Origin of the sequence: Caulobacter segnis (genome assembly GCF_003243465.1) — a bacterium.
In the GTDB taxonomy this organism is placed as follows: domain Bacteria; phylum Pseudomonadota; class Alphaproteobacteria; order Caulobacterales; family Caulobacteraceae; genus Caulobacter; species Caulobacter segnis_A.
In genome coordinates this window covers 12934-33845 of the sequence record NZ_QFQZ01000016.1, presented here as the reverse complement: position 1 = coordinate 33845, position 20912 = coordinate 12934, and the positions used below count along the sequence as shown (strand labels likewise).

The window sequence follows — 20912 nt, the reverse complement described above, 5'->3', positions numbered from 1 at the left end:
CGACCGCCAAACGCTCAAGCGCTCGAATCGCCCCAGCCTTCCGCGCGGAAGCGATCGCGAACGGCGTCGACGGCCTGGTCGACGGTGATGTCGGCGATTCTGCCCGCCCCGCCGTCCAGCCGCGTCAGCCAGCGGGAATAGGCCGGCAAGGGCGCGGTGCCCATCAGGCCGACGCATGGCGTCCCCACGGCGGCGGCCACGTTCAGTGCGCCCGAGTCGTTGCCGAGGAAGCCGGCCGACAGCGAGATCAGGGCGGCGGACTGGTCCAGAGGCAGATCGCAGGCCGCGACATTGCCCGGCAGGTCGCCGATGGCGGCCTTGGCTCCCTCCGCCTCGTGCGGACCGCCGACCCAGAAGACGGTCCCGAACAGGTCCGAAAGGCGAGCGGCCGCTTCAGCGAAGCGCTCGGCGGGCCAGGTGCGCGCCGGCTCGCTGGCGCCGATTCCCAGGCACAGCCAAGGGCCGGGCCGATCGGCGTAGCGCGCCCTGACCGCCGCCACCGCATCGGGATCCAGCTTGAGCGCCGGCTCGCGGCTCTCCACGACGAGGCCGTGCGCCTTCTCGAAGGCCGCGAGCTTGTCGATCCGGTGGGCGGGCCGCATGGCCTTGGGCAGGAAAGGCCCTTGGCTCAGGAACCGCTCCTGACCGTGCCCCAGGCCAAAGCCGCGCCGCTCGGGCGAGCCGGCCAGGAAGGCGGCGATCGCGGGGCGGTCGATCTTCTCCAGGATCCACACCGCGCGCGGTCGCTCGGACCGGCACAGGCGGTAGAAATCGAGCGTCTCGCGGACACCCTTCAGCCGGTCCTTGTAGTGGGGCGCATACAGCACCCTGGTCACTGTCGGCTCGACCTTCAGGACCTCGGCGGCGCGGCTGGAGGGCCGGGCCACCAGCACCACCTGCCCCTCCGGCGTCGTCGCGGCGATCGCGCGGATCGTCGGCAGGTGCCACATCAGATCGCCGATCCCCCGATCGGGCGCATAGACAATGACCGGGCCGGCCATGGCGGCCGTCAGTCCCAGGCGGCCAGCAGTCCTCGCAAGCCCGCCACGAAGGCCAGGGGCTGATCGATCATCACGTGGTGGTCGGCGTCCGGGATAGGCAAGAGCAGCACGTCCTTGGGCATCTGCGCGAGCATATAATCCAAGGTATCCGCATGCATCAGGTTCGAGCGCTCGCCCCACATCAAGGCGGCGGAACAAGCAATCTGAGGCAACAGTGCCCCAAGATCAGGCATTTTGAAGTTGTGCCAGAGGTCTGGATCGAACTTCCAGGTCCAGCCGCCGTCGACCGTCTTCAGCGAGCGGCGGGCGATGAAGTCGGCGATATAGAGGTTCTCGCAGGGCTGCGGCGGCGCAAGGCGGAACCGGGTGAGGGCCGCCTCAAGGGTCGGATAGGTGGGCAGGGCCTGGCCCGATCGCGGCGGCGGCCCCTTCCAGCGCTTTTCCGGCGGCTGGATGCTGCTGTCGACCATGATCGCGCCCCGCAGGCGCTCAGGGTGGCGGGCGGCGCAGTACAGGGTCGGAAAGCCGCCGAACGAGTGCCCCACCACGATCGGCTTGACCCCGCCGGCCTCCAGCCCCGCGGCGTCGACCGCGGCGAAGATCTCGGCCGCGAACAGTTCGGCGCTGTAGGCGCCGCGCCAGTCGCTGCCGCCCATGCCCGACCACGAGATCGCCGCCACCCGCCAGTCCTTGGCGAAGAACGGCGCGATGAAGCTCCACCAGTCGGCGTGGGCGCCGTTGCCGTGCAGCAGAAGCAAGCCCGGCTTGCCGATCTCGCCCCAGGTCAGGAGCTCGATGTTCGCGCCCTCGACAGCGATCATCGACCGCTCGGGAAGCGCCGCGACCGCCGCGTCGAACCAGGCCGGCGCGGGCGGAGGCTCGCCGCCGAACGCGGCGAGCAGCGAAGCGGGCGCGGCCTGATCGTCGGCCATGCCTTTAAGCCCCTTCCTTGTAGTTCAGCTCGCCCGGACGCGGTTTGCGTGGGCTCAGCGCCTTGAAGATTCCCGTGCCGGTGATCAGGGTCCGATCGCCGGACCAGATGCGGCCGCGCACGGTGAAGACCAGGTCCTCCTCGGCGATCAGCTCGCCCTCGCCTTCCACCCAGTCGCCCAGCTTGGCGCCCGACAGGAAGTCGCACATCAGCCGCACCGTGACCCAGCTGTAGGATTTCTGCAGCGAGATGATCCGGCCCCAGGCCATGTCGGCGAAGCTCATCAGCATGCCGCCGTGGCAGTTGCCCAGGCCGTTGGTGTGGTGCTCCTCGACCCGGAAGGCCAGCCGCGCTTGCCCCGGCCCCTCGCGATGCTCGAACAGCGGCCCGATCTGCCGCCCGAACCCGCGCGACCAGTTCAGCTGGGAGAAGCCCTCCGGAATGGCGGCCGTCTGGGCGTCTGTCAGATCATCGGACATGCGGCCACGCTAACAAGCGTTTGAAAAAAGGAAAGCCTTCCGTAAGGACGACGCCGCGATCGGCGTCTAAGTCTTCGAAACGGGGGACCGATGGGCCGGAACAGCGCCAGAGACGCCGATAGAGACTTCGCCGACTGGCTGGCGCCGCATCTGGCGATGTTGCAGCGGACGGCGCGGGCCTTCGCAGAGCCCGCCGACCAGCATGACCTGCTGCAGGAGATGTCGCTGGCCCTGTGGAAGGCTTGGCCCCGGTTTCGGGCCGAAAGCGCGGCAGGCACCTTCGCCCACCGCGTGGCCCACAACGCCGCCCTCACCTGGCGACGTGGCGAGGCGCGGCGGCGGCTGCGCGGCGTGGCCGTCGAGACCGAATTGCTGAGCCGGGACGCGGGGACCGATCCGCAGGACGCCTTGCTGGAGCGGCTCTACGCCGCCATCCGCCAGCTGCCGCCGGTCGACCGGTCGCTGATCCTGCTGTCGCTGGACGGCCTGGCCTACGCCGAGATCGCCCGCCTGCACGGCCTTTCGGAAACCAATGTCGGGGCGCGGCTGACCCGGATCCGCCAGCGCGTCGCCCGCCTCGTGGAGGAAGCCGCCCATGGAGTTTGAGCATCTCGAAGCCGCCTGGCGCTCGCCGGCCAATACGCCCGACGCCCGCGCCCGGGCCTATCTGATGGAGGAAGTCATGAAGACGTTGAAGGCCCGCCGTCGCGGCGAGCTGCTGCTTTTTCTCGTTCCGACGATCGCGCTGTCGATCTTCACCGCGATCGCGGTCCGAGCGATCGCTACGGGCCGGACGAACCTGGCGCAGGAATGGGGCTCGGTGGCCATGCTGGCGGTCTGCTGGGTCGTGCTGGGCGCGGTGCTGGTGATGGGCATTCTGCTACGCCATCGAGGTTCCACGGACAGCGCGTCGATGCGCGACACCCTTTCGGCCCTGCTCGCCGCCAACCGCCGCGCGCGCGCCAATGTCAGGATCTTCTGGGTGATGCTGCCGGTGTTCCTGACGCCGATGCTGGTCAGCGTGACCCAGCTGCGCGAGGTCGGCAAGGCCAGCGACCGCGACGCCTGGCAGATGCTGATGGTCTTCGGCCTCGCGCTAGGCGCGAGCGTCGCCTGGAACACGGGGCGGTACTTCGGGGTCATGAAGCCGGAACAGCAGCGATTGGAGAGGTTGCTCCGGGAGTATGAGTGACCCACGCGTCCGATCTCCCCGGCATTCGCCGGGAAGGTCGGATTTTTACAGGCCCACCGCCGCCAGCGCCCTCGCCTGCCGCGCGGCCACCGCCTCTTCCGAGAAGCCTTCCAGGGAGGCCTCGAACATCCGCCGCCAATTGTGTCGGGCCCCCAGGTGCAGGAAGGCGGCGCCCAGGCCGATGGCGGCGCGATCCATGAACACGAACTCGCGGGGGATGGTGATGCCGCCGACCGCCTTCAGGGCCTGGCGCACCTTGAAGGCCTCGCGGCGGCCGTACTCGCCGGGCGGCACGTCGTCGGCCACGGTGCGGACCCGGTCGTCCAGCAGCGGGCCGTAGATGAAGCGGGCCCAGACGTTCAGGGTGTCGACCAGCTCATCGGTCAGACCCGTAAAGCCCCAGGTGCGATAGGCCTCCATCTGCTCGGCGCGGTCGTCGTCGGACAAGGCGCGATAGAGACGCACCACCCCGGCCACGAACTTCGGCGGGAAGATACGGATGCAGCCGAAGTCCAGCAGGTTCAGGTGCGCCGCGCCCTCTCCGGAGAAGGTGTAGTTGCCCAGATGCGGGTCGCCGTGGATGACGCCCAGATGGGTCATCGGGCTCCACCAGGCCTCGAACAGCAGGGCGGCGATGCGGTCGCGAACCTCTTGCGGCGCGGTCTTGAAGGTCAGCAGCCCCTGCCCGTCCAGCCAGGTCATCGACAGCAGGCGTCCCGTGGACAGCTCCGTGACGGGGGTTGGCGTACGGATGTCCTCGCGGCCGGCGAAAAAGTTTCCGTAGAGGGCCATCAGCTTGGCCTCGCGACCGTAGTCCAGCTCCTCGCGCAGGCGGTCGCCGATCTCGACGATCATCTCCGACGGGTCGATCGAGCCGTCCATGCGCTTGAAGAGGTTGATCAGGGCGCGCAGCTGGCCTAGGTCGCTTTCGACCGCGCTCTGCATGTCCGGGTACTGCAGCTTCACGGCCAGGGCGCGACCGTCGTGGGTCGTGGTGCGGTGCACCTGGCCCAGCGAGGCGGCCGCTGCGGCCTCGTGTTCGAAGCTGGCGAACTTGCCTTGCCAGTCCGCGCCCAGTTCGGCCGCCATCCGTCGGCGCACGAACGGCCATCCCATGGCCGGCGCGTTGGTCTGCAGCTCCGCCAGCTCCTTGGCGAACTCGGGCGGCAGGAGGTCCGGCACCGTGGCGAACATCTGCGCCGCCTTCATCAGCGGGCCCTTGAGGCCGCCCAGCGCCGCCTTCAGCGCCTTGGCGTTGCGGGCGTCGGCCTCGTCGCCGCCGAACATCCGGTTGGCGCCATACGACACCGCCGCGCCCGACAGCCCCGCCCCGACCTTGGCGAAGCGGGACAACCGCCCGGTCAAGCGGTCGCGTTCGGGGTCGCGGGCGTCATCGGCCATCAGCTCACCAACGCTTCGAACTCATCCACAAGGCGCTCCAGCTGGGCGCAACCCGCCGCCCAGAAGGCCTTCTCGCGCGGGTTCAGCCCGAACGGCGCCAGGGCCTCCACATAGGTCTTGGTCCCGCCCGCCGCCAGCAGCTGCTCATAGAGCGGCGCGAACGCTTCTGGATTCTCGCGCCGCTTCTCCATCAGGCCGCGCACCAGCAGGTCCCCGAATGCGTAGGCGTAGACGTAGAACGGCGCGTGGCAGAAGTGGCTGACATAGGCCCAATAATGCTCGTAGCCGGCATTCAGCTTCACGGCCGGGCCAAGACTTTCACCCATGACATCCAGCCACAGCGCGCCGATCTGGTCAGGCGACAGCTCGCCCTCCAGCCGCGCCTCGTGGAAACGGCGCTCGAAGCGGTGGAAGGCGATTTGGCGGACGACGGTGTTGAGGCCGTCCTCGATCTTGCCAGCCAGCAGGCCCTTGCGGTCCTCGGGAGAGGCCTCGGCCAGCAGGCGGTCGAACACCAGGCCCTCGCCGAAGATCGAGGCCGTCTCGGCCAGGGTCAGGGGCGTGTCGGCCAGCAGGGTGCCCAGCGGCTGGCACAGGGTCTGGTGCACGGCGTGTCCCAGCTCGTGAGCCAGGGTCAGCACGTCGCGCCGCTCGCCCATGTAGTTCATGAACACGAACGGGTGGCGGTCGGCGGTCACGGGATGGGCGAAGGCGCCCGACTGTTTGCCCGGCCGGGGCTTGGCGTCGATCCAGGGCTTATCGAAGAACACGCGGGCCGCGTCCGCGAACTGGGGCGCCAGGTCCTGGAAGCTCTCCAGCACCATGCCCTTGGCCTCGTCCCAGGCGTAGGGGCGCGGCGCCGCGGCGGTCAGGGGCGCGTTGCGATCCCAGTAGTCCAGCGCCGGCAGTCCCATGACCTTGGCCTTCAGGGCGTAATAGCGGTGCGACAGGCGGGGATAGGCCTCGACCACCGCCTGCTCCAGCGCGTCGACCGCGTCGCCGTCGACCTCGTTGGCGAGGTGACGCGACTGGGCGGGCGTGTCGTAGCGACGCCAGCGGTCCTCGACCTGCTTTTCGAAGGCCAGGGTGTTGAGCACCAGCGCCTGGGTCGAGACCCGCTCTTCCAGCGCCTTGGAGAGACCGTCGGCCGCCGCCCTGCGACGCGCGACGTCCGGGTCCGAAAGACGATTCAGCGCCTCGGCCAGGGTCAGGCTCTCATCGCCGACATTCGCCGTCAGCTTGGCCAGGGTCTCGTCCCACAGCCGCACCCAGTTGGCGACGGCCGGGGCCTTGTCGACGATGAAGCGCTCCAGCTCCGGCGACAGCTCGTGCGGACGCGACAGGCGCACGCGGCGCAGCCACGGCGCCCAGCGCGCGGCCTCGCGATGGGCCTCCAGCGCCTTGGCGATCTCGCCGTCCTCCAGCTGGTTCAGTTCCAGCGTGAAGAACAGGCTTTCGGCGGCGATCTGGGACGAGCGGGCCCGCAGGTCGGCCTCGAACTTGGCCCAGGCCGGATCGTCCCGCGCGACGGACGCCGCGAGGGCGGCGTAGGCGCCGACGCCCCACAGGCCGTTGGTCGCCTGCTCGTACAGCGTGACGCCGCGATCCAGCAGCACGCCCAGGCGCTGGGGCTCCTTGCGGGCCTCCAGGAACAGGCCCTCCAGCGAGGCCAGCTCGTCATTGGCGGCCTTGGCGGCGGAGAGGTCCGTTTCGATGCGGGGATCGTCGCGGCCGATATAGAGGTCGGCCAGGTTCCATTCGGGCGGGGTGTCGGGCTTGAAGGGCGCGTTCATGGCTCAGCAGATAGGCCTCCGCCCCCCGCCCGCGCAATGCGTCACATCCCACTCGGCGTCACGGCCAACGCCCGCTACCCGCGTAACATCCTGTTAAGCCTAAACCTTAAGGTTCAGGACACCTCTCCGAAAGCCGCTGTTTACCCCGCAAGTGTATCACTCTGAACCAACAAGAGCCTCGCTCCACGTGGGCGTGGCCGGTTCAGGTGGATGTGCCCCATGACCAAAACGGTGCTGGTCGTCGATGACGACCCGACCCAACGGCGATTAATCCAGGCGGTGCTCGAGCGCGAAGGTTTCGCTGTCTCGCACGCCGACGGCGGCGACGCGGCCATGGCCCACCTGGCTTCGGGCGCCCCGGCCGACGTCATCCTGCTCGATCTCGTCATGCCCGGCCTGTCGGGCCAGGACGCGCTGAAGGAGATGCGCGCGCGCGGCTTCACCCAGCCCGTCATCGTGCTCACCGCCAGCGGCGGCGTCGACACCGTGGTCAAGGCCATGCAGGCCGGGGCCAGCGACTTCTTCATCAAGCCGGCCAGCCCGGAACGCATCACCGTCTCGATCCGCAACGTCCTGTCGATGGGCGAGCTGAAGGGCGAGGTCGAGCGCCTGACCAAGCGCGCGGTCGGCAAGACCACCTTCTCGGACCTGATCGGGGCCTCGCCGGCCATGACCCTCGTCAAGCGCATGGGCGAGCGCGCGGCCAAGAGCGCCATCCCCGTGCTGATCACGGGCGAAAGCGGCGTCGGCAAGGAGCTGATCGCCCGCGCGGTGCATGGCAGCTCCGAGCGCGCCGGCAAGCCGTTCGTGGCCGTCAATTGCGGCGCCATCCCCGAGAACCTCGTGGAGTCGATCCTGTTCGGCCACGAGAAGGGCTCGTTCACCGGTGCCACCGACAAGCACCTGGGCAAGTTCAAGGAAGCCGACGGCGGCACCCTGTTCCTCGACGAGGTCGGCGAGCTGCCGCTGGACATGCAGGTCAAGCTGCTGCGCGCCCTGCAGGAGGGCGAGATCGACCCGATCGGCTCCAAGCGGTCGGTCAAGGTCGACGTCCGGATCGTCTCGGCGACCAACCGCGACCTGGCCCAGGCCGTCTCGGCCGGGCGCTTCCGCGAAGACCTCTACTACCGCCTGAACGTCTTCCCGATCGAGGCCCCGTCCCTGCGCGAGCGTCGCGAGGACATCCCGGCCCTGGTCGAGGCCTTCATCCGCCGCTTCAACGTCGAGGAAGGCAAGCGCGTCATCGGCGCCGCGCCCGAGACGCTGCAGCTGCTGACCGCCTTCGACTGGCCCGGCAACGTCCGCCAGCTGGAGAACGCCGTCTATCGCGCCATCGTCCTGGCCGACGCGCCCTATCTGCAGCCCTACGACTTCCCGGCCATCTCCGGCCAGGCCGCGCCGATCGAGACCGTCGCCGCCGTGTCGCCGCCGCCGACCGCGGCCGCCATGCTGCAGGCGGCTCACGCGGCCATGGCCGCCCCTGCGGCCGAGGCGCCCGTGCGCATCCTCGACGACCGCGGCCACCTGCGGACCCTGGAAGAGATCGAGCGCGACCTGATCCAACACGCCATCGACGTCTATGCGGGTCACATGAGCGAGGTGGCCCGCCGCCTCGGCATCGGCCGCTCGACCCTCTATCGCAAGGTCCGCGAGCAGGGCATCGAGGTCGACCTGAAGGAAGCCGGCTGAGCCATGCGCCCCACCGACACCGCCCAGACGCCGCCGGGCCGCGCGCCCGTCCCCCTGATGATGTTCCGTCCCGTCTCGCGGGAGCAGCGGCTGAAGAACTTACTGAAGCCCGTGCGGCCGGCGGGGAAGCTGCCGCGGCGGTAAGTCAGACGCCAGCCGGCTTGCTGGCGGCCAGGAATCCTGGCCCATGAACGCATGCGTTCACTGCTCCGAGCCGCGCTCCTCGCCTTCATGGCTCTCGCCAGCTCCACCGGCGGAGGCGCGCGCGCTCAAGACCTGACCTGGACGTTGGTCGAAGCCCAGGAACCACCAGGAAGCCCGGGGCGGCTCTACCCCTTCTTCGCCGCCAACCGTGACCTAGCCTTCGAAGGCTATGTAGAGCAGGAGTTCCTGGTTTCAGGCCAGGCAACGCCGCTTTCGTCAGCGTATGGGGCGGTGCCCGGCGAACGCGCGCTCCCGAGCGGCCTCGCGAAGCGATTTAAGACACGGGTGCTTGTCCGCCGACCCGAGCGCCCGGAACACTTCAACGGCGTCATCGTCATCGAGTGGCTGAACGCCTCGAACGGATTCGACGCCGATAACGTCTGGCTGGCCTTGCAAGATCATCTGGTCGAGGCGGGCTATGCCTGGGTCGGCGTCTCGGCTCAGGGCTTTGGCGGGGTCGAGGCCCTCCGCGTTTGGAGCCCAGCGCGTTACGGCGACCTGCGCATCGAGAACGGCGGCGCAATGGCCCAGGAGCCCCTGTCGCTGGATATATTCAGACAGATCGCCGCCGAGCTCCGGCGCGGCGAGCCGAGCGGCTTACAGCCAAGGGCCGTGATAGCCGCCGGCCAATCCCAAGCCGCGAACTGGCTCGCCACATACATCAATGGCGGCCTCGCCCACGCCAGAACGATCGACGGCTTTCTCCTGGTCTCGGCGACCAGCGCCAAGATAGATCCCGCGACGCCGGCGCCCGTCCTGCGCATCGTCGCCGAGGGCGACGCCGCCGGGCCCGATGCCGAGAACCAACCCAATGACTCCGTGCGCTTCCGCCAATGGGAGATCGCGGGGACTTCTCACGTGGACCGCCATCTGCGCGCAGCGCGAGAACCCGTTCAGCTCCGCGATCTCGGAACCTCCGTTCAGGCGGCGATCGCGCCGAAATGCGAGATCGCCGCGATCGGGACTGCGACCTCGGCCTACATGGTCGAAGGCGCCGGGCTGGACCGGCTCGTCATCTGGTCTCAGGGAGGTCCGCCGCCTCCGAGCGCGCCACGCCTTGCCCGACAAATGGACCGCGAGGGCCATCTCGAAAGGAACGCCCTAGGCCTCGCCTTAGGAGGTGTCAGGCTCCCGGATGTCTCTGCGCCGGTCGGCCTCAATGTCGGAAAGAACGGCGGAGTCGCGGCCTGCGGGGCGCAGGGCTATTATCAACCCTTCTCGCTAGCCAGGCTGCGAGCCCTTTACCCGACCGCCGAAGCCTATCGGCGCGCGGTCGAACACTCCATCCGTGAGAACGTCGCGGCCGGTTTCATCTCGTCTCAAGACGGCGAGCTGATCCAACGGGCCGCCGATGAGGCGTCCTGGTGACCGCTGGCTCAGCGCCTAAAGCCCCGCCGCCATGCTCAGGCGCTCTTCCTCTTCCGGTTCGGGTCGGACCGCTTCGGCGGCGGTCAGGTCCAGGCGGATCCAGCCCGAGCCCGCGCGGCGCGTCAGCCCCTCGGCCGCCAGCGCCTGAAGTTCTCGGCCGACCGCCGTCGGCGTCACCGGGCGGCTCCAGCGATGGTCGAGCTGGCGGGCGATCTCGGCTTCATTGAGGCCCGGCGATTGGCCGAGGGCCATCAGGATCATGTCGCGGGTGGTGCGGCCGCGACGGCCTCGGCGGCTAGGCGCGGGCGCGGCGGCGGTCGGGTCGCCCGAGGACAGGCGCTCGGCCATGCCCGCCTGCTTGAGGGCGTCGAGCGCCAGGACGATTGCGCGCAGTTCGCTCTCGAACGGCGCTTGGGCGCGTCGCTGCGCCTCGATCATCCGGTTTTCCAGCTCCGTCTTGCGGCGCAGCAGCATCTGGTAGGTCGTCGCCATCGTCCCTAATCCACTGAATGGCAGGGTTCGCTCGGCGCCGAGCTAGATCCTGAGATCCGCGCGCATCGAGGGCGGGCCATCGTAAGCACGCGACCCGGAACCCCACGTCCATTAAGACTTCAAGCCTTTACAATCGTTCGCATTTTCGACCCGTATGGTTACGAAGACCTTAATGCGCTGGGGATAACCGGCCGGTTCTGGCTCAAATCGAGACTCATTCAGGGTAGCGGCGGCTATTTCGCCACTCGCCATCCGGGTCGCGCCACGAGAGGGCTGGCTATTCCTCGTCCTCGTGGACCGCGGCGGCCTGTCGCGCGGGTCCCCGCCCGAAGCCGCCCCCGCGGCGCATGGGGGTCCGCGCGCCCTTGGCGGCCTTCTCGCCCTTGGCCTTGGCGGCGATTTCCTTGAGCTTGATCGCCTGGTTGCCCGACAGGGCCTGGCCGCGCGCGCCCTTCTCGGGGTCGGCGAAGGCCCGCCCGTAGGTCTCGACGCGCTCGGCGACGCTGGTCAGGAACTCGCCCTCCCATTCGGACAGCGCGACGCCCGACTTCTCGGCCGCGCGGCGGGCGCGCTTGAGGGCGTTCAGCGCGGCCCGCTTGGCTTGTTCCTTGGGATTGGGCGGCTTGGCGCGCATGGCGGAAGACTATCCCCACGCCGCGCGCCGACGCACCCTGAAAAACAGCGAACTTAGATCTCTCCGATCGCCGACAGATAGAGGTCCAGGATCGCATCCTCTTCCTGGCGCTTGGCGCGGTCCTGCTTGCGCAGGCGGACGACCTTCTTGAGGATCTTCACGTCGAAGCCGTTGCCCTTGGCCTCGGCGTAGACCTCCTTCATCTGCTCCATGATCTCGGTCTTCTCGACCTCGAGACGCTCGACGCGCTCGATGATCGACTTCAGCTGGTTCTGGGCGGTGGAGTTCAGGACGTCGGCGTGGGGAATGGCGTCGTCGGCCATGGGGCGGTCTCGCGGAAAGGCTGAAAATCGGAGGCGCGGAACCTAGTTCGAAGCCGCCCCGCTGGGAAGCGCGATTCAGCGGCCGTCCACGGGCTTCATTCGACTCGCGCCCTGGCGATCTCGGCCAGGGCCGCCAGGTCCAGGTCCTTGGCCCCCTCGCCCTGCAGCAGCATCTCCAGGCTGGCCTCGGCCAGATCGGCCTGAGGCATGGACAAGCCCTTGGCCTCGGCGGCGTCGAGCACCAGGCGCACGTCCTTCAGGCCCAGCTCCGCGGCGAAACCGGGCGGGCTGTAGCGGCGCTCGGCGATCATGCCGCCGTAGATCTTGTAGATCGGCGCGGCGAACAGGGTGCTGCCCAGCATGTCCAGCAGTTCGGGCGCGGGCACGCCATAGGCCTCGCCCAGCGCCACGGCCTCGCCCATCGACTCGATGGCCGACACGATCATGAAGTTGCCGGCCAGCTTCAGCGCATTGGCCCGGACCGGGTCCTCGCCCAGCGGCCAGACCTTGGCGGCCAGCATCTCCAGCACCGGCATGGCGGTCGCGACGGCGTCTGGCGCCCCGGCGGCCAGGACGTTCAGGCCACCGGCCTGCGCCACGGGCGGGCGGCCGAAGACGGGCGCGGCGACATAGCCGAGGCCAAGCTCGGCGTGGAGGGCGGCGAGTTCGCCGGCCAGGGCGGCGGAGATGGTGGCGAGGTTGACGTGGACCACGCCCTTGCGCGCCCGCGCCAGGACGCCGCTGTCGAGCAGCACGTCCTTCACCGCCTGGTCATGGGCCAGCATGGACAGCACGATGTCGGCCTCGAAGGCCTCGTCGGCGCTGGCGGCCGGCTTGGCGCCCTCGACGACGAGGTCGTCGACGATCGCACGGGAGCGGTTCCACACGGTCACCGTCACGCCCTTGGCCAGCAGGTTGCGGACCATGGCTGCGCCCATGGCGCCGAGCCCGATCATCGAGACGTTCATGCGGTTTGCTCCGAGCAAGTATCCGCCGCGCACATAGGCGCTCTTTGCCGCCCACGCCACACGGCTCTGCGCCACAATGTCGCAGAACGCCGATATCTGAATCACCTAAGCTTCGCCTTGGGAGCGAGGCTCGGATGCACATCACTGAAAACGCCAGGATCAACACGCTGATCTATCAGTTCGCTCAGCTGTACCTGGAAAAGCGGGGCTGGTTCGAAAGCCTCGATGGCGTTCCTCGCAACAAGGCCGGTCCAGTCCCCTGGATCACCTATCCGGCCTTCCGCCAGCTGGAGCGGATCGTAAAGCCCGGCGCGCGGGTGTTCGAATATGGTTGCGGCGGCTCGTCGCTGTGGTGGGCCTCGCACGCGGCCGAGGTGATCAGCGTCGAGCACGACGCCGGATGGGCCGCCCGCGTGGCCGAGAACGCCCCGGCCAACCTCAAGGTCGTCACCCGGGTTCGGGAAGAGGCCTGCTCGGAGGCGCGCCAGGCCGCCGTCGCGCCGTTCTTCGCCGATCCGCCGGAGCTGCCGCTGTCGCACGACGAGGGCCACAACGTCATGCACGGCCTGATGAACCCGGAGTTCGTCGCCTACGCCACCGAGATCACCGAGTACGAGCCGCAGAGCTTCGACGTGGTGATCGTCGACGGCATGGCCCGCGCGCTGTCGGCCTGGCTGGCCGCCCAGTACGTCAAGCCGGACGGGATCATCGTCTTCGACAACAGCGACCGCTGGCAATACAACGGCGCCTTCCGGCAGCTGAACGCGGCCGGCTTTCGGCGGGTCGACTTCTACGGGCCGGGCCCGGTCAATCGGCTGGAATGGTGCACGTCGCTGTTCGTGCGCGACCTGGAGATCTTCGCCGGGAACATCGACAGCCCCCACGGCGACTGCGACCTCGGCTGGTGACTCAGAGGAGGCCGTGCGCCTCGACCGCGCCGCGCAGCCGCGCGGGGTCGGTGAAGTGATGGGTGTGAAAGCCCAGGGCGTCGGCGGCGGCGATGTTGGCGGCGCTGTCGTCGATGAACAGCAGGTCGCCCGCCGCGAGCCCGGTCCGCGCCAGCACGATCTCGTAGATCCGGCGGTGGGGCTTGATCACGCCCTCGTCGCCCGAGACGATCGCGTCGCGGAACAGGCTGAAATGGGCGGGCGAGATCGCCTGGACGCCAGGCCACTTGCTTTGCGGCATGTTGGTCAAGGCGAACTGCGGCACGTCGCGAGCGGCCAGCGCATCGATCACGGCGACGGTCTCGGGGATCGGCCCCGACAGCATCTCGTCGAAGCGTTCGTCCCAGGCGCGGATCTCGGCCGCGTGCTCGGGGAAGCGCGCGATCAGCGGCGCGGCGTTCTCGGCGAAGGCGACGCCCAGGTCATGCGCGCCATGCCAGTCCAGGGTGCAGACATGCGAAAGGAACCGGTCGAGATCGGCCGGTTCCTTGAAGATCTTCGCGTAGAGTGCGCGGGGATCCCAGCGCACGATGACATTGCCGACATCCCAGAGAACGGCCCTGGGACGCACGGACGCCGTCATCAGCCTTGCTTGGCCTTGAAGCGCGGGTCGGTCTTGTTGATGATGTAGATGACGCCCTTGCGGCGGACCATCTTGCAGTCGCGGTGGCGACCCTTCAGCGACTTCAGCGAGCTGCGAACCTTCATGACCGTCTCTGTACTCAGCGGAGAGGTTCGGGCGCGCCAAGAGAGCGGCCGGAACATCCGGGTGTTTCGGAGGCGGTGCGTATAAGTGCGGCGGGCGCTTGAGTCAATGCGCTCCAAGGCTCCGACGCGCGTTTGAGGGAACTTACCCCGGGCGGCGCGCTTGTGGTTGAAGCTTTTGTTCGAACGCCGGTAGCTTCCCCACATGGCTCTTGATCGTCGCGTCTTCCTTGTCCTGTTCCTCGCCGGCTGCGCGGAAACCGTCACGCACCCGCAGATGACCCCCGCCCCGGCGCCCGCGCCGGCGCCGAAACCGCAGACGCCGCAGACACCCGCCCCCGCTCCCGCCGCCGTTCCGGCCACGCCGGTCGACGCCGAGACCCAGGCGTTTGACGCCTGGCTGGCGGACTTCCGGCCGCGCGCCCTGGCCGCCGGGCTTTCGCCGGCCCTGCTGGACCGCGAGCTCTCGGGCCTGACGCCCGATCCGAAGGTCATCAGCCTGGATGGCCGCCAGCCGGAATTCTCAAAGCCGGTCGGCGCCTACATCGCCGGGGTGGTCAGCGACGACCGCATCGCCATCGGCCGCGCCAAGCGCGATCAGCTGGCTTTCCTGCCGCAGATCGAGACGCGCTATGGCGTGCCGCGCGACATCCTGATGGCCGTCTGGGCCATGGAATCGGCGTTCGGGCAGCTGCAGGGCCGCTTCGACGTCGTCCGCTCGATGGCCAGCCTGGCGGCCGACGGCCGCCGACGCGCCTGGGCCGAGGGCGAGCTGATCGCCGCGCTGAAGATCATCGATTCGGGCGAGGTCACCCGTGAGCAGCTGAAGGGCTCGTGGGCCGGGGCCATGGGCCAGACCCAGTTCCTGCCCAGCAGCTATCGCGCCACGGCGGTCGATTTCGACGGCGACGGCAAGCGCGACATCTGGGGCTCGGACGCCGATTCCCTGGCCTCGGCCGCCAATCTGCTCGTGAAGGGCGGCTGGAAGCCGGGGGTCGGCTGGGCCAAGGAAGTGATTCTGCCGGCAGGCTTCGACTACGGCCTGGCCGAGGGTCCGCGCGAGATTCCCGCGTGGTGGGAGGCCAAGGGCGTGCGCCGGGCCGACGGCCTGCCCTGGACGGAGACGGACGCCGCCCAGCCCGCGGGCCTTATCCTGCCCGCCGGCGCGGCCGGCCCGGCGTTCCTGGTCCTGCCGAACCACTTCGCGATCCGGACCTACAACAACTCGACGTCCTACGCCCTGGGCATCGGCCTGCTGGCCGATCGTTTCGCCGGCGGCGGCCCCTTGGTCACCGCCTGGCCGCAGGAAACGGCGCTGTCGCTGTCGGACCGCATGGCCGCCCAGATCGCCCTCGCCCGGGTCGGCTTCAATCCCGGCCCCGCCGACGGCGTGATCGGAGCGGGCACGCGCAAGGCCCTGCGCGCCTGGCAGCAGAGCCAGCAACTGCCGGCCGACGGTTATCTGTCCAGCGATATGGTCGCCCGGCTGAAGGCCCAGGCGGGGATCACCCCGTAACGACCTGCATCCAGATCGAGCGGCTTTCGCCGGGCTGGAGGACGACCATGCCCGTGTCGCCCTCGCCGAACGGGTTGGGACGGCTGGCGCAGGGCTCGACGCACAGGAAATCCTCGCCCGGCGGGACGTAGACATGAAGCCAGCGGCACTCGGGCGAGGCCGTGATGATCGTGTCCGGCTGGCCCGGCGCGCGTAGCACCGCCTTCTGGTCCCAGCCGGTGTAGCAGTGGTCGATCAGGCCGTGGCCCTCGACGGGCGCCCCGGCCGCCCAGTCGGCCTCCCACGGACCCGGGTGGTGGATCGTCGGCAGGACCTCGGTGTCGATCAGCCAGACCCCGTCATTGGCGGCGGTCAGGGTCTCGCCCGGGCGGCGCGGGAAGTAGGGATGGAAGCCCAGCCCCGCCGGCATCGCCGTCTCGCCGGTGTTGATGATCGTCAGCTCGACGCGGAACCCCGCGTCCATCAGCTTGAAGCGCTGCTCGGCGCGATAGGCCCAGGGCCAGGCGTCGGGCGCGTGCTCATAGGACAACAGCGCCTCGCCGTCGGCGGCGCGCTCCGCGGTCCAGGCCGAGCGCCAGCCCTGGCCATGCAGCGCGTGCGGATGCCCCTCAAGATTTGGCGGCAGCACGACCTCGCGCCCCTCGAACACGAACCGGCCCTGCGGGATCCGATTGCAGAACGGCGCCAGCGGGAAGCTCGCCGTCAACAGGGCTTCCGCAGCGCCCGGCGCGGCGGGCCGCAGCACGTCGCGGCCGTCGACCGTGAAGCCGGTCACGGCGCCGCCCACCTCGGGCGCGAAGCTCAGATGGGCCTGGCCCCTGTCGATGGCGGTCATGCGGCGGCTCCTGCAAGGCGACGCCGCATCGGTAGGAGTATTCGCCTGCGCGGCCAAGCCCGATGGGAGCGCTCCCCTCCCGGGGATCGACGCGTCGCAGGCTCGGCTTCGCCTCGCTTCCAATCAAGCTACGCGACATTTCGCCACACGATTCGCCGGTCCGCGCCGCGTTTGCGCTGACGTCGCCGCCCAAGGCGCCGTGGAGCGTGGCTTTTCGCGCCGATACGCGCTCGCCGCTCGTGCGACGGGCGGAAAATTCTTGCGACAGCCCTGTCAGCGACTGCAACAAACGATCGTCTTTCCGCCCAAAAGATGGATATTGCTCAGCCTTGGGGGGAAGAGTGCTGTGCCGATGCGGGTGATCTTTTGAGCGCTACACGCTCGGACAAGGCCGTGCTGCTGAGCCTCTACGCGGAAAAGCGCGCCAATCTGGTGCGCTTCTTCGCGGCGCGACTGAACTCGCGCGCCGAGGCCGAAGACCTGGTGCAGGATCTTTATCTTCGCCTGACGGCCATGGATCCCGACAGCCCGATCGACAACCCGTCCGCCCTGCTGCACCGTATCGGCTCAAACCTGATGCTGGACCGTCTGCGCAGCCAGAAGCGCTCGGGCGCGCGGGATCACGACTGGCGCGAAGCCCATACGACCCTGCTGGCCGGTCACGAGGTGGCGGACGAGCCGTCGGCCGACCAGGTGGTCGACGCGCGACAGCGGCTGCGGGCGCTGGTGGAGGCGGTCGACGACCTTCCTGAAAAGACCCGCCACGCCTTCCAGCTGCACAAGCTGGAGGGGCTCAGCCATGCAGAGACGGCGCGTCGCATGGGCATCAGCACCAGCACCGTGGAAAAGCACATAAGCTCGGCCCTAAAGACGCTGACGAGGCGCCTGCGTTGATCTATGCATCTTTCAGTGGAGGGTGGACCGTCGTGGCGACGTCTAACCCGTGGGGGATGATGGATCCTCGTCGGAGCAACGCCGGATGAGCCGGTCAGCGCAGCACCTGCAAGAGGCGGCCGATTGGCTGATCCGCCTGCAGCGGCCAGAGGTCGATGAGACCGACTGGCTGGCGTTCGACGCCTGGCTCTCGGATCCGGGGGCGCAGGCGGCCTATGACGCCGTGCAAGCCGTCGACGAGGAAATCTTCCAGCGAGGCGCGGCCGTCCGGGGGGAATTGGCCGAGCCTAGGCGCGTCGCGGCGAAGCGGACGCTCTTGATCGACTGGCGCTGGCTGGGCGGTCTTGGAGCAGCCGCCGCCGCGGCCGCCGTCGCGATCGCGATCGCGCCCTGGGGCGATCTCTTGCCCCAGCCGGACACGCTCTACACCACCGACAAGGGTGAAAGCCGGACCCTGGAGCTGGCGGATGGCAGCCGGGTCGACATGAACACCGACTCCCACCTCTCCGTCCGGCTGGACAAGGATGCGCGCCGGGTCACCGTGCACGAGGGGCAGGCCCTGTTCGACGTCGCCCACGACCGCGCCCGGCCGTTCCTGATCACCGCCGGCGACGAGACGGTCCGGGTTGTCGGCACCAAGTTCGACGTCCGCCGCCGCGACGGCCAGCTCAGCGTCACCGTGCTGCGCGGCCTGGTCGAGGTCTCGACCGACGGCGAGGACAATCCCATCCGGTTGCATCCGGGCCAGATGCTGGAGCATGTCGAGGGCGCGTCCGGGGTTTCCATCCGATCCGTGGCGGCCGAGGACCAGATCGGCTGGCGGTCCGGCCGCCTGGTCTATCGCGACCAGCCCCTGGGCCGGATCGTCAGCGACCTGAACCATTATTTCGTGCGACCCATTCGCCTGGACGGCGAAAATACCGCGACACTTCGGTTTTCCGGCGTATTAATCGTGGACGGCCAGGAGGCGATGGTTCGCCGCCTGACCAGCCTCATGCCTCTTTCGGCGACGCCGACCAATGATGCCATTGTCCTGCGCGGAAGGCCGTCCGCCTCGAATTGACGCGCCTAGGCGGGCCCGACTCTGAAGCGGGCCCTTCTTCTCTTCGCCGCCAGTATTCTGGGACTAGGCCTTAGCGGACGGGGCGCGATCGCCGCCGCCGAACCGCGAACGCGCCTGGATATTCGCAAGGCCACCGCCGCCGAAACCCTGATCGAACTCGGCGTCCGCATGGGCGTCAGCCTCGGCGGCGTCGAGGCTTGCAAGGGACCGGGCGTCCCGCTGGTCGGCCTGTTCACGCTGCGCGACGCGCTCGATCGCGTGGCCGCCCCAGGCGGTTGCGGCTATGGGTTCATCGACGCGCGCACGGTCCGCTTCTCACCGCTCAGACCCGCGCCCCGGCCGCAGATCGCCGTCCGTCCGCCCGCGCCAGCCGCGATCGAGACGGTCGCCCCCCTGTCGCCGCTGATCGTCACCGCCGGCAAGCGCCCCGTTCGGCTGGGCAGCCTGCCCGGCGGGGTCAGCGTGATCGGCTCGCCGCAGCTGCAGGATACGGGGGTCGGCGAGACCGGCTCGGTGTCGCGCCAGACCGCCGGCTTCATCACCACCAATCTCGGCGCGGCGCGGAACAAGATCCTGCTCCGCGGCCTGTCCGACGGCACGTTCACCGGCCGCACCCAGTCGACGGTGGGCACCTATCTCGACGACCTGCCGGTCAACTACAACGCGCCCGACCCCGACCTGCGGCTGATCGACGTCGAGCGCGTCGAGGTGCTGCGCGGCCCCCAGGGCGCGCTCTATGGCGCAGGCTCGCTCAGCGGCATCTACCGCATCGTCACCCGGCCGCCGGAGATCGGCGCCTACACAGCCTCGGCGGGAGTCACGGTGGCCGACACCGAGTCAGGCTCGAACAGCTATCGCTTCGAGGGCGTGGTCAATGTGCCGACCAGCGCACAGTCGGCCTTGCGCGCGACGCTCTATCACGACGTCGACGGCGGCTACCTGGACGACGTGAACCTGCGCCTGTCGAACGTCGACAAGACCACCCGCCGCGGCGGCCGGGCGGCCTGGCGGGCCGAGCTCGGCCAATGGGAGGTGCGGCTGGGCGCGGCGGGCCAAAGCGTCTCGTCCAAGGACACCCAGTACGTCACCCTGGCCCCCGGCGGACCGCGGCGCGCCAACCAGGTGCGCGAAACGCACCGCAACCGGCTCGGCCAGACCTCGGTGCGGATCAGCGGGTCAGGCGACTGGGGACGCTTCGAGTCGGTCAGCGGCTATGTGGCCCACAAGTTCGCCAGCCGCTACGACGCCACCCTGGCCCTGACCCAGTTCGCCGAGGAAGGCCTCGAGCTTGGCCTGTATGACGAGACCTCGCGGGTCCGCATGTTCGTCGAGGACGCGCTTTACACGGGGCCCGACCGCGGCCGCTTGCGGTGGATGGTCGGCCTCTTCACCAGCAACAGCATCGAAGAGGGCGACGCCGAGCTGCGGGCCCGCACCGCCAATGTCACCCGCAGCATCTATAACGAGGATCGCAAGGACCTCCTGAACGAATACGCGGTCTATGGCGAGGCCAGCTACGACCTGGGCGGCGGCTGGAAGGCGGCGCTGGGCGGACGAAGCTTCCGCACCACCGTTCACACCCGGTCCTACGTGCTGGCGCCCGCGCCGGGCGCCTCGCGGGACCTCGATCGCTCGGCCACGTTCAGCGGGTTCTCGCCCAAGGTGTCGCTGCAGCGCGACCTGTCCGGCGGGGGCATGATCTATGTCCTGACCTCGGAAGGCTACCGCGCCGGCGGCTTCAACTCGGGCGGCCTGGCGATCCCGCCAGAGAGCCGCCGCGTCTTCAGGCCCGACCACCTGCGCAACTATGAGCTCGGCGCCACGCTGACGCCGTTCCGCGGACGCCTGAACCTGCGCACGGCGCTGTTCTACGACGATTGGCGCAATATCCAGACGGACCAGTATTTCAGCTCCGGCCTGTCCTTCACGGCCAATATCGGCGATGGCCGCAACCGCGGCGTCGAGATCGAGGCCGCCTGGCGCGCGACAAGCCGCCTGACCGTGTCGGGCAACGCCCTGTTCAACGAGCCCAAGCTGAGGCGGATCGAGCCGGGCTTCGGCATCGGCGAGACGGCCAGTCTGCCGGGCGTGCCGGACGTCTCCTTCGGCAGCCTGGTCACCTATCACCGCCCGCTGACGACCGCCGCCTCGCTCATGCTCACCGCCGAGACCGGCTATATCGGCCGCTCGCGCCTGACCTTCGATCCCCGCTACTCGCCCTCGATGGGCGGCTACTACACCGGCAAGATCTCGGCCCAGGTGATGACTGACCGCTGGCGGGCGGCGGTGTTCGTCAGCAATCCCTGGAACAGCTCCAGCGACACCTTCGCCTACGGAAATCCGTTCAGCTTCGGCCAGGTGCGCCAGGTCACCCCGCAGCGGCCCCGCACCTGGAGCCTCGCGCTCTCGGCCAACTTCTGAGGCTTTGTTGCAAAGCTTACACATTTCTTAGCGCGTGAGCGGGGGGCCGGCTCCCC

Annotated in this window: 21 protein-coding genes; 9 read left to right on the top strand and 12 right to left on the bottom strand. The window is 69.1% G+C overall.

The annotated features are described in order from the left end of the window. Window positions 1-14: 14 nt before the first annotated feature. Genes DI526_RS07350 through DI526_RS07340 form a run of 3 tightly spaced genes read right to left on the bottom strand, consistent with a single transcriptional unit; the run spans window position 15 to window position 2411 of the window. Entirely contained in the window at window positions 15-1013 is a 999-nt protein-coding gene (locus DI526_RS07350) for a glycosyltransferase family 9 protein (RefSeq protein WP_304276177.1), read from the bottom strand. Then, window positions 1010-1933 carry an alpha/beta fold hydrolase gene (locus DI526_RS07345; protein ID WP_304276089.1) on the bottom strand — a complete coding sequence of 308 codons (924 nt, stop codon included), beginning with the start codon at window positions 1931-1933 and terminating at the stop codon, window positions 1010-1012. Before DI526_RS07345 ends, DI526_RS07350 begins: the two co-directional genes overlap by 4 nt. A 4-nt stretch (window positions 1934-1937) precedes the next feature. Beyond that, window positions 1938-2411: a PaaI family thioesterase gene (locus tag DI526_RS07340; protein ID WP_304276088.1), complete on the bottom strand. Its 474-nt coding sequence runs from the start codon at window positions 2409-2411 to the stop codon at window positions 1938-1940. A gap of 90 nt (window positions 2412-2501) precedes the next feature. Here DI526_RS07340 and DI526_RS07335 point away from each other — a divergent pair, with 90 nt between their 5' ends. Next, on the top strand, window positions 2502-3017 hold the full coding sequence (locus DI526_RS07335) for an RNA polymerase sigma factor (protein ID WP_304276083.1): 516 nt from the start codon (window positions 2502-2504) through the stop codon (window positions 3015-3017). Beyond that, window positions 3007-3603 (top strand): hypothetical protein, encoded by a 597-nt coding sequence (locus DI526_RS07330; RefSeq protein ID WP_304276081.1) that lies wholly within the window; start codon window positions 3007-3009, stop codon window positions 3601-3603. Before DI526_RS07335 ends, DI526_RS07330 begins: the two co-directional genes overlap by 11 nt. Window positions 3604-3648: 45 nt before the next feature. Here DI526_RS07330 and DI526_RS07325 read toward each other — a convergent pair whose 3' ends face one another. Both DI526_RS07325 and DI526_RS07320 read right to left on the bottom strand, forming a co-directional pair. Then, complete coding sequence (locus DI526_RS07325; RefSeq protein WP_304276079.1) at window positions 3649-5004, bottom strand: AarF/ABC1/UbiB kinase family protein; 1356 nt, start codon at window positions 5002-5004, stop codon at window positions 3649-3651. Further along, window positions 5004-6797 (bottom strand): M3 family oligoendopeptidase, encoded by a 1794-nt coding sequence (locus DI526_RS07320; protein WP_304276077.1) that lies wholly within the window; start codon window positions 6795-6797, stop codon window positions 5004-5006. Before DI526_RS07320 ends, DI526_RS07325 begins: the two co-directional genes overlap by 1 nt. 219 nt (window positions 6798-7016) lie before the next feature. Here DI526_RS07320 and DI526_RS07315 point away from each other — a divergent pair, with 219 nt between their 5' ends. Together DI526_RS07315 and DI526_RS07310 are read left to right on the top strand one after the other, a co-directional pair. After that, a complete protein-coding gene (locus tag DI526_RS07315; protein ID WP_304276074.1) occupies window positions 7017-8486 on the top strand; it encodes a sigma-54 dependent transcriptional regulator in 1470 nt (489 codons plus the stop codon). 195 nt (window positions 8487-8681) lie between these two features. Next, the gene (locus DI526_RS07310) at window positions 8682-10058 is read left to right on the top strand and encodes an alpha/beta hydrolase domain-containing protein (RefSeq protein WP_304276070.1); all 1377 of its coding nucleotides are present in this window, start codon (window positions 8682-8684) and stop codon (window positions 10056-10058) included. Between the two features lie 15 nt (window positions 10059-10073). On the opposite strand, the gene DI526_RS07305 is transcribed toward DI526_RS07310, so the two are convergent. From DI526_RS07305 to DI526_RS07290, 4 genes are all read right to left on the bottom strand, one after another. After that, window positions 10074-10550 (bottom strand): hypothetical protein, encoded by a 477-nt coding sequence (locus tag DI526_RS07305; protein WP_304276067.1) that lies wholly within the window; start codon window positions 10548-10550, stop codon window positions 10074-10076. Between the two features lie 277 nt (window positions 10551-10827). Continuing rightward, window positions 10828-11184, bottom strand: a complete 357-nt coding sequence (locus DI526_RS07300) for a hypothetical protein (RefSeq protein ID WP_304276064.1) — start codon at window positions 11182-11184, stop codon at window positions 10828-10830. A 53-nt stretch (window positions 11185-11237) separates the two neighbouring features. Next, window positions 11238-11507 (bottom strand): DUF2312 domain-containing protein, encoded by a 270-nt coding sequence (locus DI526_RS07295; protein WP_066684399.1) that lies wholly within the window; start codon window positions 11505-11507, stop codon window positions 11238-11240. 95 nt (window positions 11508-11602) lie between these two features. After that, window positions 11603-12475 carry an NAD(P)-dependent oxidoreductase gene (locus DI526_RS07290; protein WP_304276060.1) on the bottom strand — a complete coding sequence of 291 codons (873 nt, stop codon included), beginning with the start codon at window positions 12473-12475 and terminating at the stop codon, window positions 11603-11605. A gap of 134 nt (window positions 12476-12609) precedes the next feature. Here DI526_RS07290 and DI526_RS07285 point away from each other — a divergent pair, with 134 nt between their 5' ends. Then, entirely contained in the window at window positions 12610-13383 is a 774-nt protein-coding gene (locus tag DI526_RS07285) for a hypothetical protein (RefSeq protein ID WP_304276056.1), read from the top strand. Window position 13384: 1 nt separating this feature from the next. On the opposite strand, the gene DI526_RS07280 is transcribed toward DI526_RS07285, so the two are convergent. Together DI526_RS07280 and ykgO are read right to left on the bottom strand one after the other, a co-directional pair. Beyond that, a complete protein-coding gene (locus DI526_RS07280; RefSeq protein ID WP_304276053.1) occupies window positions 13385-14005 on the bottom strand; it encodes an HAD family phosphatase in 621 nt (206 codons plus the stop codon). Then, window positions 14005-14130, bottom strand: a complete 126-nt coding sequence (gene ykgO / locus DI526_RS07275; RefSeq protein ID WP_004616427.1) for a type B 50S ribosomal protein L36 — start codon at window positions 14128-14130, stop codon at window positions 14005-14007. The genes DI526_RS07280 and ykgO overlap by 1 nt, the downstream gene beginning before the upstream one ends. A 202-nt stretch (window positions 14131-14332) precedes the next feature. On the opposite strand from ykgO, the gene DI526_RS07270 reads away from it, so the two are divergent. Then, window positions 14333-15643, top strand: a complete 1311-nt coding sequence (locus tag DI526_RS07270) for a lytic murein transglycosylase (protein WP_304276020.1) — start codon at window positions 14333-14335, stop codon at window positions 15641-15643. Here DI526_RS07270 and DI526_RS07265 read toward each other — a convergent pair. Then, window positions 15633-16478 (bottom strand): aldose 1-epimerase, encoded by an 846-nt coding sequence (locus DI526_RS07265; RefSeq protein WP_304276017.1) that lies wholly within the window; start codon window positions 16476-16478, stop codon window positions 15633-15635. The two genes, DI526_RS07270 and DI526_RS07265, sit on opposite strands and share 11 nt — an antisense overlap. A 366-nt stretch (window positions 16479-16844) precedes the next feature. Here DI526_RS07265 and DI526_RS07260 point away from each other — a divergent pair, with 366 nt between their 5' ends. The 3 genes from DI526_RS07260 to DI526_RS07250 all read left to right on the top strand — a co-directional run bounded on the left by DI526_RS07260 (window position 16845) and on the right by DI526_RS07250 (window position 20856). After that, window positions 16845-17372, top strand: coding sequence for an RNA polymerase sigma factor (locus DI526_RS07260; protein WP_304276015.1), 528 nt, complete (start codon window positions 16845-16847; stop codon window positions 17370-17372). An 85-nt stretch (window positions 17373-17457) separates the two neighbouring features. Then, the gene (locus DI526_RS07255) at window positions 17458-18435 is read left to right on the top strand and encodes a FecR domain-containing protein (protein ID WP_304276012.1); all 978 of its coding nucleotides are present in this window, start codon (window positions 17458-17460) and stop codon (window positions 18433-18435) included. Between the two features lie 168 nt (window positions 18436-18603). Further along, window positions 18604-20856 carry a TonB-dependent receptor gene (locus DI526_RS07250; protein WP_304276009.1) on the top strand — a complete coding sequence of 751 codons (2253 nt, stop codon included), beginning with the start codon at window positions 18604-18606 and terminating at the stop codon, window positions 20854-20856. Window positions 20857-20912 lie beyond the last annotated feature (56 nt).

What these genes read in the sequence shown, in the direction of transcription:
- DI526_RS07250 (WP_304276009.1), top strand. Translation starts at nt 18,604, where the DNA reads ATGGGCGTCAGCCTCGGCGGCGTCGAGGCTTGCAAGGGACCGGGCGTC.
- DI526_RS07320 (WP_304276077.1), bottom strand. Translation starts at nt 6,797, where the DNA reads ATGAACGCGCCCTTCAAGCCCGACACCCCGCCCGAATGGAACCTGGCC.
- DI526_RS07295 (WP_066684399.1), bottom strand. Translation starts at nt 11,507, where the DNA reads ATGGCCGACGACGCCATTCCCCACGCCGACGTCCTGAACTCCACCGCC.
- ykgO (WP_004616427.1), bottom strand. Translation starts at nt 14,130, where the DNA reads ATGAAGGTTCGCAGCTCGCTGAAGTCGCTGAAGGGTCGCCACCGCGAC.
- DI526_RS07345 (WP_304276089.1), bottom strand. Translation starts at nt 1,933, where the DNA reads ATGGCCGACGATCAGGCCGCGCCCGCTTCGCTGCTCGCCGCGTTCGGC.
- DI526_RS07335 (WP_304276083.1), top strand. Translation starts at nt 2,502, where the DNA reads ATGGGCCGGAACAGCGCCAGAGACGCCGATAGAGACTTCGCCGACTGG.
- DI526_RS07300 (WP_304276064.1), bottom strand. Translation starts at nt 11,184, where the DNA reads ATGCGCGCCAAGCCGCCCAATCCCAAGGAACAAGCCAAGCGGGCCGCG.
- DI526_RS07325 (WP_304276079.1), bottom strand. Translation starts at nt 5,004, where the DNA reads ATGGCCGATGACGCCCGCGACCCCGAACGCGACCGCTTGACCGGGCGG.
- DI526_RS07330 (WP_304276081.1), top strand. Translation starts at nt 3,007, where the DNA reads ATGGAGTTTGAGCATCTCGAAGCCGCCTGGCGCTCGCCGGCCAATACG.
- DI526_RS07280 (WP_304276053.1), bottom strand. Translation starts at nt 14,005, where the DNA reads ATGACGGCGTCCGTGCGTCCCAGGGCCGTTCTCTGGGATGTCGGCAAT.
- DI526_RS07255 (WP_304276012.1), top strand. Translation starts at nt 17,458, where the DNA reads ATGAGCCGGTCAGCGCAGCACCTGCAAGAGGCGGCCGATTGGCTGATC.
- DI526_RS07290 (WP_304276060.1), bottom strand. Translation starts at nt 12,475, where the DNA reads ATGAACGTCTCGATGATCGGGCTCGGCGCCATGGGCGCAGCCATGGTC.
- DI526_RS07270 (WP_304276020.1), top strand. Translation starts at nt 14,333, where the DNA reads ATGGCTCTTGATCGTCGCGTCTTCCTTGTCCTGTTCCTCGCCGGCTGC.
- DI526_RS07315 (WP_304276074.1), top strand. Translation starts at nt 7,017, where the DNA reads ATGACCAAAACGGTGCTGGTCGTCGATGACGACCCGACCCAACGGCGA.
- DI526_RS07265 (WP_304276017.1), bottom strand. Translation starts at nt 16,478, where the DNA reads ATGACCGCCATCGACAGGGGCCAGGCCCATCTGAGCTTCGCGCCCGAG.
- DI526_RS07310 (WP_304276070.1), top strand. Translation starts at nt 8,682, where the DNA reads ATGCGTTCACTGCTCCGAGCCGCGCTCCTCGCCTTCATGGCTCTCGCC.
- DI526_RS07305 (WP_304276067.1), bottom strand. Translation starts at nt 10,550, where the DNA reads ATGGCGACGACCTACCAGATGCTGCTGCGCCGCAAGACGGAGCTGGAA.
- DI526_RS07340 (WP_304276088.1), bottom strand. Translation starts at nt 2,411, where the DNA reads ATGTCCGATGATCTGACAGACGCCCAGACGGCCGCCATTCCGGAGGGC.
- DI526_RS07285 (WP_304276056.1), top strand. Translation starts at nt 12,610, where the DNA reads ATGCACATCACTGAAAACGCCAGGATCAACACGCTGATCTATCAGTTC.